General features: G+C 32.4%; 13 protein-coding genes. 9 read left to right on the top strand and 4 right to left on the bottom strand.

The annotated features are described in order from the left end of the window. Positions 1 to 78: 78 nt before the first annotated feature. The 6 genes from IEW40_RS12390 to apaG all read left to right on the top strand — a co-directional run bounded on the left by IEW40_RS12390 (position 79) and on the right by apaG (position 7,579). Positions 79 to 1,350, top strand: coding sequence for a glucose-1-phosphate adenylyltransferase (locus IEW40_RS12390; RefSeq protein WP_188618424.1), 1,272 nt, complete (start codon positions 79 to 81; stop codon positions 1,348 to 1,350). Between the two features lie 91 nt (positions 1,351 to 1,441). Then, entirely contained in the window at positions 1,442 to 1,846 is a 405-nt protein-coding gene (locus IEW40_RS12385) for a hypothetical protein (protein ID WP_188618423.1), read from the top strand. 30 nt (positions 1,847 to 1,876) lie between these two features. Then, the gene (locus IEW40_RS12380) at positions 1,877 to 2,914 is read left to right on the top strand and encodes an SRPBCC family protein (protein WP_188618422.1); all 1,038 of its coding nucleotides are present in this window, start codon (positions 1,877 to 1,879) and stop codon (positions 2,912 to 2,914) included. Between the two features lie 127 nt (positions 2,915 to 3,041). Beyond that, positions 3,042 to 5,843: a 2-oxoglutarate dehydrogenase E1 component gene (locus IEW40_RS12375; RefSeq protein WP_188618421.1), complete on the top strand. Its 2,802-nt coding sequence runs from the start codon at positions 3,042 to 3,044 to the stop codon at positions 5,841 to 5,843. A 23-nt stretch (positions 5,844 to 5,866) separates the two neighbouring features. Next, entirely contained in the window at positions 5,867 to 7,099 is a 1,233-nt protein-coding gene (gene odhB, locus IEW40_RS12370) for a 2-oxoglutarate dehydrogenase complex dihydrolipoyllysine-residue succinyltransferase (RefSeq protein ID WP_188618420.1), read from the top strand. A 93-nt stretch (positions 7,100 to 7,192) separates the two neighbouring features. Continuing rightward, positions 7,193 to 7,579, top strand: a complete 387-nt coding sequence (apaG, locus tag IEW40_RS12365; protein WP_188618419.1) for a Co2+/Mg2+ efflux facilitator ApaG/CorD — start codon at positions 7,193 to 7,195, stop codon at positions 7,577 to 7,579. A 6-nt stretch (positions 7,580 to 7,585) separates the two neighbouring features. On the opposite strand, the gene IEW40_RS12360 is transcribed toward apaG, so the two are convergent. The 3 genes from IEW40_RS12360 to IEW40_RS12350 form a co-directional block, all read right to left on the bottom strand. Then, positions 7,586 to 8,140 (bottom strand): 3'-5' exonuclease, encoded by a 555-nt coding sequence (locus IEW40_RS12360; RefSeq protein WP_188618418.1) that lies wholly within the window; start codon positions 8,138 to 8,140, stop codon positions 7,586 to 7,588. Positions 8,141 to 8,247: 107 nt separating this feature from the next. Beyond that, positions 8,248 to 9,210, bottom strand: coding sequence for a glycosyltransferase family 2 protein (locus IEW40_RS12355; RefSeq protein ID WP_188618417.1), 963 nt, complete (start codon positions 9,208 to 9,210; stop codon positions 8,248 to 8,250). Positions 9,211 to 9,222: 12 nt separating this feature from the next. Beyond that, the gene (locus IEW40_RS12350) at positions 9,223 to 10,125 is read right to left on the bottom strand and encodes a lysophospholipid acyltransferase family protein (RefSeq protein ID WP_229663450.1); all 903 of its coding nucleotides are present in this window, start codon (positions 10,123 to 10,125) and stop codon (positions 9,223 to 9,225) included. A gap of 147 nt (positions 10,126 to 10,272) precedes the next feature. Here IEW40_RS12350 and IEW40_RS12345 point away from each other — a divergent pair, with 147 nt between their 5' ends. Next, the gene (locus tag IEW40_RS12345) at positions 10,273 to 10,809 is read left to right on the top strand and encodes a thioredoxin fold domain-containing protein (protein ID WP_188618416.1); all 537 of its coding nucleotides are present in this window, start codon (positions 10,273 to 10,275) and stop codon (positions 10,807 to 10,809) included. 92 nt (positions 10,810 to 10,901) lie between these two features. Next, on the top strand, positions 10,902 to 11,486 hold the full coding sequence (locus tag IEW40_RS12340) for a murein L,D-transpeptidase catalytic domain-containing protein (RefSeq protein ID WP_188618415.1): 585 nt from the start codon (positions 10,902 to 10,904) through the stop codon (positions 11,484 to 11,486). A 340-nt stretch (positions 11,487 to 11,826) separates the two neighbouring features. Here IEW40_RS12340 and IEW40_RS12335 read toward each other — a convergent pair whose 3' ends face one another. Then, positions 11,827 to 13,200: an aldehyde dehydrogenase gene (locus IEW40_RS12335; RefSeq protein ID WP_229663449.1), complete on the bottom strand. Its 1,374-nt coding sequence runs from the start codon at positions 13,198 to 13,200 to the stop codon at positions 11,827 to 11,829. A gap of 150 nt (positions 13,201 to 13,350) precedes the next feature. Between IEW40_RS12335 and IEW40_RS12330 the strand changes: the two genes are divergently transcribed. Next, positions 13,351 to 14,157 (top strand): SDR family oxidoreductase, encoded by an 807-nt coding sequence (locus IEW40_RS12330; RefSeq protein WP_188618414.1) that lies wholly within the window; start codon positions 13,351 to 13,353, stop codon positions 14,155 to 14,157. Positions 14,158 to 14,243 lie beyond the last annotated feature (86 nt).

Raw genomic sequence — 14,243 nt, 5'->3', positions numbered from 1 at the left:
AATGTTAGAATATATTCGAAAAACAAAACTTAAATAATAACTCTCAGATTTAAAAAAAATTCAAAAACAAAAACATATATGAAACCAAGTGTTATTTCAATTGTTTTAGGAGGAGGACGCGGAAGCAGGTTGTTCCCTCTTACAGACAAACGTTCTAAACCTGCTGTTCCTATTGCAGGTAAGTACAGGTTAGTGGATATTCCAATTTCTAATTGCCTTAATTCTGGCTTTAATAGAATTATGGTACTTACACAATTTAATTCTGCATCGCTTAATTCTCATATCAAAAATACTTATCATTTTGATATCTTTAGTAAGGGTTTTGTAGATATTTTAGCAGCAGAACAAAGTACAGAAAATGAAAATTGGTATCAGGGTACCGCAGATGCTGTAAGACAATCTATGAGACATCTAGAAAAGTATGACTATGATTATATTCTCATATTGTCTGGTGACCAACTGTATCAAATGGATTTTAAAGAAATGATAGACTTCCACGTGAAAAACGGAGGTGATATTACCATTGCTACTATTCCTGTAAATGCTAAAGACGCTACAGGTTTTGGAATTTTAAAATCTAACGAAGAAGGCCATATTACCTCATTTATAGAAAAACCAGCCTCTGATTTGTTGCCTGATTGGAAGTCTGAAGTGTCAGACGAAATGAAATATCAAGGAAGAGAATACCTAGCTTCTATGGGAATTTACGTTTTCAATAAAAAAGTTTTGAAAAAAATGTTCCAAGAAGATCCAGGAGATGATTTTGGTAAAGAATTAATCCCAAATGCCATCAGTAAAGGATATACTACATTGAGCTACCAATATACAGGTTATTGGACAGATATAGGAACTATCGGCTCATTTTTTGAAGCTAATATGGATTTAACCAATGAAGTTCCTAAATTTAATATGTTTAGCTCTTCGCCAATCTACACCAGAGCTAGAATGTTGCCTCCATCTAAAATTAATGGTTCTTTTGTGAATAAAGCTGTTTTTGGGGACGGATGTATCATTATGGCAGATAAGATAGAGCATACTTTGGTAGGTATTAGAACTAGAATAGATAAAGGTAGTACCGTAATTAGATCTTATATAATGGGTGCAGATTACTATCAAACCATAGAAGATATAGAAGAAAATGAGAAAAAGGGAATTCCAAGCATTGGTGTTGGTAAATTTTGTTATATCGAAAATGCCATTCTAGATAAAAATTGCCATATTGGTAACAATGTCAGAATTATAGGAAATAAGCATTTACAAGACGGAGAATTTGATACCTATTGTATAAAAGATGGCGTAATTGTGATTAAAAAAGATGCAATAATAAAAGACGGAACTATAATTCCTTAATCTTTTCTTAAATTTACTAATCGGGCTTGTAAAATTTTTGCAAGCCCGATTTTTAATTCTAAATTTGCCAGAACATAAAAAAATATAACAAATGAAAAATATTAAATTTTTATTCGCAGCATTAGCTTTATTATTTGTATCAACTTTTGCATCTGCACAAGTGAAAGATTGGAAAGAAAAAAATGATTTTCATAAAATAATGAGCACTACTTTTCACCCAGCAGAAGAAGGTAATTTAGCTCCTATTAAATCTAAAATAGATGAAATGCAAGCAAAAGCTATCGCTTTTCAAAAATCTGAAATTCCGGTTGATGTTGTCAATAAAAAAGAAGTGAAAAAAAATCTTAAAGAATTGGTAAAAGGAACTAAAGCTCTTAATAAAAAAATAAAAGCCAATGCTTCTGATGAATTTATTAAAACTGAACTTACTTCTTTACACGATGTTTTCCACAAGATTGTGGGTTTATGTAATGCTGAAGATGAGCATGCTCATTAGTTTTTAGTTGAATTAATTGTTTTTTATTGAATGAAGGGATTTAAAATTTTTATTTACTTTGGTATTCTACTCTTTGGTATCTATTCATTATCTATGTTTTTAGTAGATGAGTCTAAAAGTTTTGTGATAGAAACCGAAGTAAAATATCCAATAGAAAAAGTTTTTCCTCAGTTCAATAATTTGCAAAACTTTACCCAATGGAATGATTTTTTTGTGACCAAAAAAGGATACAAATTTTCATATTATACTCCATATGAAGGGCAAGGAAGTTCGATGAATTTCCAAAATATGAAATCTAATTCTGATTTCGGAGACCTTTTTATTCGTTACGAGAATCATTTATCTTCTCTTAAATACCAACTTTATGAGGCTAATGGCCCTAGTCCTTATAAGATAGACCTTAAATTCGTACCTCATAACAATACTACCAAAATCATTTGGTATGTCACTACACCTAGAACTAGTTTTCTAGGCCGTGCTTATAATTTGGTGTCAGAAGATTATGTTGTAAACACCATAGATAAATCGATGGTGAATCTTTCACAGCTTCTAAGTGGCAAGGTAGATAAAGAGATATTATTGTCAAATATTAAATATGATACATTGATGGTAGAGCAACAAAAAGGCTTCCTATTGTTAGGTGTTAATGTATCTAGTGTTAATAAAAAAGGTGAACTCATAAAAAATATAGAACTTAACCATGGTAAGGTTTATAATTTTGTGACAAAAGATTTAGATAAAAAAGAAGATGAGTTTGGTTCTCCTATTTTAATAACCGATCCAAATGGTTATAAAAATAAAGAGGTTTCTTATTATTATGGGCTTCCTCTGTCAAAAAGGGTAGGTGTTTCTGATAATAATTTTAGTTTTAGAACCGTAAGCCCATCAGAATCCTATATTGTTTACTATCAAGGCAAATATGATGGCAGAACCAAAGCAATAAAACTTTTACTAGACAAAGCTAAAAAAGACAGTATGAGAAATGGTGAACTCCAAGAAATGTTCATAGAAGCTCCTAATTCTAGAGCAGATGTCAAAATAAAACTCTCATTACCCGTTTTTAAATAATTTCGATTGAAAAGAATAGTTAAAAACTATATTAATTTACCAAAATCATCTGCTGTCAGTCCACATTTTTTATTACTTTTGTAAAATACAGTTTTTTTAATCATAATACACAGATAATCTGTTTAAAATGGACAAGTTTTCATTCCTTAATGCGGCACACTCGCAGTTTATTGAAGATTTATATCAACAATATTTAAAATTTCCTGATTCTATAGAACCATCTTGGAAAGCGTTTTTCCAAGGTTTTGATTTCGCTTTAGAGATGTATGGTGATGATTCGGGGATTACAGTTCAGCAGTTGGCTACCCAAGCAATAACTTCTGGAAATGTACCTCAGAATATAGAAAAAGAATTTAAAGTAATTAATTTAATTTATGATTACCGAAGAAGAGGTCATCTTTTTACCAAAACCAATCCGGTTAGAGAAAGAAGAACTTACACGCCAGATTTATCCATTGAAAATTATGGTCTTTCTAGAGAAGATCTCTCCACGGTTTTTAATTGCGCTATAGAAACAGGTATGAAAGGCCCTGCTACATTGGCTGATATAATAGTGCATTTAGAGAAAATTTATTGTAATTCTATTGGGGTAGAATATATGCATATCAATAATGTAGAGGAGAAAAAATTCATTAAAGAATGGCTTCATAAAGATGAAAATCGCCCTATATTATCAGCTTCTGAAAAACGAGAAATTCTACATAAATTAAACCAAGCAGTTGCCTTCGAAAATTATTTGCATACCAAATTTGTTGGACAAAAACGCTTCTCACTAGAAGGTGGCGAATCTCTAATCCCAGCATTAGACCAATTGATTTCTAGGTCATCTGTACATGGAGTAGATGAGGTGATTCTAGGGATGGCTCATAGAGGAAGACTGAATGTTTTGACCAATGTTTTCCAAAAATCATACAAACAAATTTTCTCTGAATTCGAAGGAAAAGAATTCGAAGAAGATGTATTTTCTGGTGACGTAAAATATCACCTCGGTGCTTCTAAAAAAATTACAACTGCCGCAGGTGAAGAGGTTAGAATAAACTTAGTTCCCAATCCTTCACACTTAGAAACTGTAGCTGCATTAGTTCAAGGAATTAGCAGAGCCAAAATAGATAATGTTTTTGAAGGTGATTCTAAAAAAGTTTTACCAATCGTTATTCACGGAGATGCTGCCATTGCTGGCCAAGGTTTGGTCTATGAAGTGGCTCAGATGATGACTTTAGAAGGCTATAAAACCGGTGGTACTGTGCATATTGTAGTGAACAACCAAGTAGGTTTTACTACCAATTATCTAGATGCTCGTTCTTCTGTATATTGTACAGATATTGCAAAAGTGACAGATTCTCCTGTAATGCACGTAAATGACGATGATGTAGAAGCCGTAGTACACGCCATCAGATTTGCAGCAGATTATAGAAATAGATTTGGAAAAGACGTTTATATCGATTTATTAGGTTACAGAAAATATGGGCACAATGAGGGTGATGAACCTAGATTTACCCAACCTAATTTGTACAAAATCATTGCAAAACACCCAAATCCTAGAGAAATTTATAAGAAAAAACTCAAAGATGAAGGAGTAGTTTCTGATGCTGTTTTAGCCGAAATGGAACAACAGTTTAAAGAACTTCTAGACGAAAACTTCGAAGCTGCCAAAGAAATAGAAATCAATACAATGGCTGTCTTTATGGAAGACGACTGGAAATCATACAAAAGAGGTAATATAGAAGAAATTTATGCTAATTATCCTACAGGTTTTGATGTAGAAAAGCTTAAAGAATTAGCAGTTAAGATATCTACTTTACCTTCAAATAAAAAATTCATCAATAAAATCTCTAGATTGTTTGAAGCCAGAGTAAAAATGGTAGAAAACAATGCTCTAGACTGGGCTATGGGAGAACTACTAGCTTATGCCACACTTCTTATCGAAGGCAGTAATGTTAGAATTTCTGGTGAAGATGTAGAACGAGGTACTTTTTCTCACAGACACGCAGTGGTAAAAACAGAAGATAGTGAAGAAGAATACATCCCTCTAAAACAAGTTTCAAATCAAAAATTTGATGTTTATAATTCATTGCTTTCAGAATATGGAGTTTTAGGTTTTGATTATGGTTATGCTATGGCTTCTCCTAATACATTGACCATTTGGGAAGCACAGTTTGGTGATTTTGTAAACGGAGCGCAAATCATTATAGACCAATATTTGGTAGCTGCTGAGGAAAAATGGAAAGTACAAAATGGTTTGGTAATGCTTTTACCACACGGTTTCGAAGGGCAAGGAGCTGAGCACTCTTCTGCTAGATTAGAAAGGTTCTTAGAGCTATGTGCTAATCACAATATTTTTGTAGCTAATTGTACTACACCTGCCAATTACTTCCATTTATTGAGAAGACAAATGAAATTCCCTTTCAGAAAACCATTGGTAGTAATGACACCAAAATCATTACTAAGACATCCTAAAGTGGTTTCTAGTGTAGAAGAATTGGCTAACGGAAGCTTCCAACCAGTAATAGATGATGCTAGTGCAGATCCTAAAAAAGTAGAAAAATTGGTATTCTGTTCAGGTAAATTGTACTATGAATTACTGGCTAAAAAAGAGGAATTAAATGACGAAAAAGTAGCTTTGGTAAGATTAGAGCAATTATATCCGCTTGATAATTTAAGAATTAACGAAATTTTAGAAAAATACAACAACAGAAAAGAATTTGTTTGGGCTCAGGAAGAACCAGAAAATATGGGAGCTTGGACTTTCATGCTGCGTAATTTCAGAAATCAAAACATTCAAGTGGTTTCACCTGTTTCTAGTGGAACCCCTGCACCAGGTACCCACAAGAAATTTGACAAAAATCAAAAAGGAGTGATCAATGGTGTTTTCGGGATTACTGCTGAAAATGCAAAATTGATAAAACCAATAACAACAGTTAATGATTAAAAATAGATAAAAATATACATACAATGTCAATATTAGAAATGAAAGTTCCTTCTCCGGGAGAATCAATCACAGAAGTAGAAATTGCTACTTGGTTGGTAAAAGATGGAGATTATGTAGAAAAAGACCAAGCGATAGCAGAAGTAGATTCTGATAAAGCAACTTTAGAACTTCCTGCCGAAGAAAGCGGTATCATTACGCTAAAAGCAGAAGAAGGTGAGGTGGTAAAAGTAGGTCAAGTGGTTTGTTTAATCGATAGAAGTGCTTCTAAGCCATCAGGAGAGACAGCTGCGCCTGCACCTGCAAAAGAAGAACCAAAAGTTGAAGCTCCTCAACCTGAAGCTCCAAAAGCTACACCAGCACCAGCTACTTATGCAACCAACGCGCCATCGCCAGCTGCCAAAAAAATTCTAGATGAAAAAGGCATAGAGCCTGCTAGCGTTTCAGGAACTGGTAGAGACGGAAGAATTACCAAAGAAGATGCACAAAAAGCAACTCCAAGTGTTCCTGCAATGGGTGTTTCTAATACTGGAAGCAGAGCGCAAACTACTACTAAACTTTCAGTTCTTAGAAGAAAATTAGCAGCCAGATTGGTTTCAGTAAAAAATGAAACCGCTATGCTAACTACTTTTAACGAAGTAGATATGTCTGAAATTTTCAGAATTAGAAAACAATATAAAGATGAGTTCGCAGCTAAGCATGGCGTAGGTCTTGGCTTTATGTCTTTCTTTACCAAAGCAGTTACTAGAGCTTTACAGATGTATCCAGATGTAAATGCAATGATAGATGGTGATTTCAAAATCAATAATGATTTTTGTGATATCTCTATCGCGGTTTCTGGCCCTAAAGGTCTGATGGTTCCTGTACTTAGAAATGCTGAAAATCTTACTTTGAGAGGTGTAGAAGCTAGCATTAAAGAATTAGCTACCAAAGTTAGAGATGGTAAAATAACGATTGATGAAATGACTGGTGGTACATTTACCATTACCAACGGTGGTGTTTTTGGGTCTATGCTTTCCACGCCAATTATCAATCCGCCTCAATCTGCAATCTTAGGAATGCACAACATTATCGAAAGACCAGTGGCTGTAAAAGGTCAAGTGGTGATAAGACCTATGATGTATGTAGCTCTTTCTTATGACCACAGAATTATTGACGGTAGAGAATCTGTAGGTTTCTTAGTTGCTGTAAAAGAAGCACTAGACAATCCTGTGGAAATCTTAATGGGAGGTGATGAAAGAAAAGCACTTGAACTTTAATAGTCAATATTAATTATTTATGAAATAAATGAATCCCGCTTATTTTTAGGCGGGATTTTTGCTACATTTATTGTGAATAAAAAACTATTAAAAATGTACTCTGCCATTACCAACAATATCAGAATTTCTGTATTTCCAGAATATGATGTTAAGAATTCTTTTCCAGCAGAAAATCGTTTTGTTTTTCGCTATAATATTACCATAAAAAACCTTGGCAATGATGCCGTGAAACTTCACAAAAGAAGGTGGCTAATCTACGATTTGGGTTTTGGGTTTACCGAAGTTAATGGGGATGGGGTCATTGGGCTTACTCCAACTTTAGAACCTGGCGAAGAGTTTAATTATTTTTCTAATGTTATCTTGCGCTCTGGTGTTGGCAATATGCAAGGCAGTTATCTGTTTGAAAATTTATTGACTAAGGAAACTTTTCAATCTGATATTCCTAAATTTAATTTGGTTTCGGAAGTGCTTTGTAATTGATTTTAATCACAAAGTTTTCAGATTTTTACTAAAAATTGTTTTTACTTCTTCGTCTTCTGTTATGAATAATCTCTCAAAAGCGAGAAGTGATAGTTTGGCGCAAACCTCTGCATCTGCATCTGCTCGGTGATGATTAAATTTAATTTGATGATGATTGGCTAAGTTTTTTAAACCATAACTTTCTAAATTTTTCCAAGATTTTTTTGCCAATTGTATGCTACAAAGATATTGGGTTTTCGGTTTGAAAATTCCGTAATAATCTAGGCATCCTCTCAAAACACTGGCATCAAAAGATGCATTGTGTGCAATCATAAGATTACCGTAGAGCGTTTCTTCTACTTCGCTCCAGATTTCGTCAAAAGTAGGCGCGTTTTTTACATCTTCAGGATAAATTCCGTGTACATTAATGTTATGAGGATTAAAATAAGGATAACTAGGTGGTTTGATAAGCCAAGATTTGGTTTCCACAATTTCAGAATTTTCGACCACACAAATTCCCAATTCGCAGGCAGAATGTCTTTCATGAGTTGCAGTTTCGAAATCTAAGGCGATGAAATTCATGAGTAAATAGTTTGAAATGGTTTGATATTGTTTGAAATAGTTTGAAAAAGTAATATGATTTCAAAAATTTTATTCATCAATCATCATTTATCAATCATCAATTATAATTAAAGAAAATGCTTAAATATCAACCATTTAGTTTGGTAATAATCTTTTATTTGAGAAGTATTCCTAAGTTTCCAAGTTTTAGGTGCTTGAGCATAAAATCCAAAATGTGCTCTTATAACGGCCCAAAGATGAGGAAAACCATCTTTTAACCCAAAATAAACTCCAGCAACTCCGTCTAAAATTAATCTCGCTGGAATTACCCAAAGTAACGCCGCAAAAGGCAAATTTTTGAGCAACATCGAAAGATTATTTCTAATATTGAGATATGTTTTTTGTGGAGATTGTTTATTTAGTGTGCCTCCTCCTACGTGGAAAACAGTAGATTTCCCACAATAGTAGATTTTTCTTCCCGCATTTTTTAATCGCCAGCAAAGATCTATTTCTTCTTGATGCGCGAAAAATCTTTCATCTAAGCCATTCATAGACCAATAATCTTCTTTTCTGATGAAAAGTGCACAACCAGAAGCCCAAAATATTTCGGTTTCGTCATCGTATTGGCCTTTGTCTTCTTCTAGATTTTCAAAAACTCGTCCTCTACAATATGGGTATCCCAAATTATCGATTAAACCACCGCCAGCACCAGCAAATTCAAAGTATTGGTCTGCTTCAAACGAACGAATTTTTGGTTGAATGGCAGCAATTTCAGGTTGAGTTTTAAATAATTCTAAAATAGGCTCAATCCAATTTTCAGTTACTTCTACATCAGAATTCAGTAAACAATATATGTCTTCTGAGATATGCTTCAGTCCTTCATTATAACCTCCCGCAAAACCAGTATTTTTTTCATTTTTAATGATTTTTACACTCGGAAAACTTTTTTCTAAAAAAGTTACAGAATCATCTGTAGAGGCATTATCTATTACATAAATGTTAGCATCTTGAGAGTGTAAAATTACATTGGGAAGAAATTTTTCTAACCAATGTTTTCCGTTCCAGTTGAGTATTGCAATGGCTGTTTTCAAAATTGATAAAAATTAAATTGGGTATTCTTTTCCATGATAGAGTTTTTCATCTGTTATTTCATCCGCATTTTTCCATCTTTTGTGAGACCAAAGCCAGTTTTCTGGTTGTTTTCTAATGGTTCTTTCTATCAATTGATTGAATTTAACAACCAATTCAAATTCTTCAAATTTTTCGTTTTCAGGTAAGATTTCTATAAATTTAATATGATATTTACCTCTCTTAATTTTAATGATTTCAGCAAAACAAAATAGTAAATTATCTTTTTCTGGAAGCCTATTGTATCCTGTAAATACTGGGGTTCTTTGATTAAGGAAATTAACGCCAAATTGTGACTTTCCTCTCTGGGGTGATTGGTCAGATAGAAAACCATAAACCGAGTTTCCATCATTTTTTTGTTCTATAAAATGTTTCATTACATTTTTAGCTTCTAGTAATTGGAAACCAAATCTGCCTCTTGATTCTATAATTTTTTTGTCCCAAAAGGCACTTTGCAATTTTTTATAGATGGCATAGAAATTTTCTTGAGGTAGTTTTTGCGCTACTAGAGTTGTAAACTCCCAATTGAAGGTATGACCGGTTAATATGATTACGTTTTTTCTTTTTTGAAATGCTTTTTCGAAAAATTCTGTACTTTCATAGGTTACTAATGACTCTAATTCTTCACTAGAAATGGTAAAAGTCTTGAGCGTTTCTACCATAAAATCACCAAAATTTCTAAAAAATTCTTTTTTAATTCTTCTTAGTTCTGGCTCTGTTTTCTCAGGAAAAGAGTTTTTCAAGTTTTCGAAAACTACTTTTTTTCGGTATCCTATGATGTAATAATTTAGTAAGAAAAATACATCTGAAAAGAAGTATAAAACTTTTAAAGGTAATCTAGAAAATAGGACGAGTATTTGGTATAGTATTTGGTTCACAATTCAAAATTAATTTGCAAATTTACAAAATCAAAAATTACATTATATTTATAAAATCAAAAATAGTGAAATTAATATGAAATTACTTGGCTATTTTAATGTACTGATGTAAATTAAATTGTCGATAAGGATTAAAATAAACTTTATATGAAAAGAACCTTAATTAAATTTGCTTTAGCTGCGCTATTATTACCAGCATTTTCTTTTGCCCAAACTACAGCTGATGCAGATGCTGCAAAATTAGAAGCCAAGAAAAAAGCGGAAGAAGAAAAAGCAGCGCTCCCGAAACCATACAATGAAACCGAAAATGCGGAAGCAAGAATTGCAGAATTGGTGAAAAAAGCCAAAAAAGAGCATAAAAATGTGATTCTTCAGGCTGGTGGCAATTGGTGTATTTGGTGTCTTAGATTCAATAATTTTGTGCAGACCACACCTGAATTGAAATCTTTGGTAGATAACAATTATGTGTATTATCATTTGAATTATTCACCAAAAAATAAAAACGAAAAGGTTTTTGCACAATACGGAAATCCTGGTGACAAATATGGTTATCCTGTTTTTATAGTTTTGGATGGTAATGGCAAGCAAATTCACACGCAAGATTCTGCGGTCTTGGAAGAAGGAAAAGGTTACAGTTTGGAAAAAGTAAAATCGTTTTTTGAAACTTGGAAACCTAAAAAATAATTGAAAATTGAAAGTTGAAAGTGATTTCAACTTTTTTTGTTTTAAGGGATAATTTTTTATTGAAAATAGAGTTTTAATTTTAAATCTAATCAATGAAAAATCTAGTTTTCCTTTCTTTATTACTATTGTTTTCTTGTGATTCTAAATCTCAGGAAGTTTCTAAAAATTCAAGTAAATCAATACCTTCAGAAAAAATTGTTCAAATTAAAAATTTTGTGAAAGACACGAAGTATAATCAAGATTTGGCAATTTTCATCAATTTTAGAATACCATCTAACAAATTTCGGTTTTTTATTTATGATTTAAAAAATGACAAAATACTAGAAAAAGCAATTGTTGCTCACGGTTCTGGTTCTGTGGTCAAAGGAAGCAATGATTTAGTTTTTAGTAATGTTAAAAATTCTTATCAATCTTCTTTAGGCAAATATCAAATTGGGAGTTCATACGTAGGTACTTTTGGGAAATCATACAGATTGATAGGTTTGGATAAAACCAATTCAAATGCTGTCAAAAGAGCAATTGTAATACATCCGTATTATTGTATTTCAGATGTAGAAACTCAAAATTTAGCTTGTTTAAGTTTAGGTTGCCCAATGTTATCTCCTAACTTTTTTAAAGTTGCAGAAAAATATATTGATGGTTCAAAGAAACCAATTATTTTGTATGCCTTTTACTAAAATTTCCTTCGGAAATTGCTTTTCTGTAAAGGTTTTTCGAGTTCAAACATTTAACCAAATAAAAAATATACCGAAAAAATCAATAAAATCAGGATATGAATTAATATGCCAATTTTTAAGTGCTTTTTATTGTTGTAAAAGTAATTTATTATAAAAATAATTAATAAAATTATAGTAACTATTGGTAAAAATATCAACATCAGTATTCCAAAACTAGGCGTACAAGGTCCACTTGGAGATGTTTTTTCTAAAATCAAACCCAAACTTATGTAAATTACATAAAATAAAATAGTTAGAGCAATACTTTTATAAGGTTCATTTTTAATATTTAAAAACTTCATCACAACAACTTTTTCAAAATTTTCAACTTTCCATCTGTATAAGGTGGATATTTCAACTCTGGTTCTAGATAAATAGACTTGTCTAGAACTGCTTTTTGATGTGAAAAAGTTTCAAACCCATATTTCCCGTGGTAATGGCCAATTCCAGAATTGCCAACGCCACCAAAAGGTAAATTGTCATTGCTAATGTGCATTAAAGTATCATTGATACAACCGCCACCAAAACTTAGATGTTCTAAAAGCATTTTTTGCTCATCGCTGTCATTGCTGAATAGATACGCAGAAAGAGGTTTCTCATTATTCACAATTTTTAAAATGGTTTCGTAGAGATTGTTGTAACTCAAAATTGGCAAAATAGGTCCGAAAATCTCTTCTTGCATCACTGCATCTTCCCAAGTTACATTATCTAAAACAGTAGGAGAGATATAGCGAGTTTCTTTATTGATTTCACCACCGAAAATGAGTTTTTCTCGGTCTATCATTCTCTCTAATCTATCGAAATTTCTTTCGTTGATAATTTGGCAATAGTGTTCCGCGTTTTCGTGGTAGTTTCTTTTTTTAATCTCAGAGATAAGTTTTTGTATAAATTTATCCTTGATTTTTTCGTGTACATAAACATAATCTGGTGCAATACAAGTTTGCCCCGCATTGATGAATTTTCCCCAAACAATTCTTCTAGCTGCTACATCTATATCTGCATTTTCCGTAATAAAAGCAGGAGATTTGCCACCCAATTCCAAAGTGACTGGTGTCAGGTGTTCTGCCGCTGCTTTGTAAACAATTTTACCAACTTTCGGACTTCCTGTAAAGAAGATTTTGTCAAAACGAAGTCTCAAAATTTCTGTAGTTTCTTCTATGCCGCCTTCTACCACGTATAAAAATTCAGCATCAAAATTTTCATTAATCAATTTTGCCATTGCTCTCATCGTGTTTTCGGGCAATTCACTGGGCTTTATCATACAAGTATTTCCTGCGGCAATGGCAGCAATTACTGGGGTTAATGTCAATTGGTAAGGATAATTCCAAGCGCCTATGATAAGGCAATTTCCTAATGGATCTTGGTAAATTTTGCTGCTTCCGAGTTGGTTTACAATATTGGTGGTTACTTTTTTCGGTTTTGCAAAAGAAGTAAGGTTTTTTACATAAAAATCAATGTCTTTGTAAATAAATGAAATTTCGGTGCCGAAAGTTTCGAACTCAGATTTCTTAAAATCTTTATAAATAGCTTCATAAAGAAGTTTTTCGTTGTTTTTAACCAGTTGTTTCAACTTTTTAAGTTGGGTTTTTCTAAAAGTTAAATCTTTGGTTTTCTGTGAGTTAAAAAATATTTTCTGTTTTTGAAGAATTTCAGCGTAATTCATATCTTTAGCCATTGTTTTTCACAAAGATAAAATAAAGTAGATATTCTCAAAGCAATATTTTTTTGAGTTGCTAAAAGATTTTATGTTAAAAATAATAAAATGTAAAACTTTCTTCAAAACGAAAGCTTTTCTGAAGTATCTTGACACAGAAAATAAATTGATATGGAATTTAAGAACAAAAAGGTTTTAATTACAGGTGGCGCCTCAGGTATTGGTAAAATAATGGCGAGAAAATCTTTAGAAAGAGGTATTTCTCATTTGGTAATTTGGGATATTAATGAAGATGGTTTAGCTAAAACCAAAGAAGAATTTTCAAAATTCGGAATTCTAATTTCTACATATAAAGTAGATGTTTCTGTTTTAGACGAAATTAAAATTAATGCCCAAAAAGTAAGAACAGAAGTTGGGAAAATAGATATTCTTATCAATAATGCAGGCATTGTTGTAGGGAAATATTTCCATGAAAATACACATCTTGATATTCAAAAAACCATGTTGATTAATTCTAATGCATTGATGCATATTGCTTTAGAATTTTTACCGGAGATGATGAAAACCAATTCTGGTGCTATTTGTAACATTGCATCTTCAGCAGGTTTAATCTCGAATCCTAAAATGGCAGTTTACGCCGCTTCGAAATGGGCGGTGAACGGCTGGAGTGACAGTTTGAGACTAGAAATGGAGCAACTCAAAAAAGAGATTTCCATTACCACAATTATGCCTTTTTACATCAATACAGGGATGTTCGATGGCGTACAATCCAAATTAATTCCTATTCTAGAGCCGGAACCAACCGCCGAAAAAATTGTAAAAGCTATAGAAAATAAAAGAAAAATCTTGGCTATGCCACTTCCATATTGGTTTATAAGACTTTCTCAAGGTTTGTTGCCTTTGCCAATTTTTGATTGGGTGATGGAAAATGTCTTCGGAGTTTATGATACGATGAAATATTTCAAAGGAAGAAAGTAGTAGCTAATTTTTAGATAAATACCTATCAATGTGGAAAACAAAATTTGAAATTTCTTCAAAAAAAATTGTACTTTTGCATCTTGAAA

The organism is Cloacibacterium rupense (assembly GCF_014645495.1).
In the GTDB taxonomy this organism is placed as follows: domain Bacteria; phylum Bacteroidota; class Bacteroidia; order Flavobacteriales; family Weeksellaceae; genus Cloacibacterium; species Cloacibacterium rupense.
Note: the sequence above shows the minus strand (reverse complement) of the source record. Positions and strands in the feature narration are given on the sequence as shown.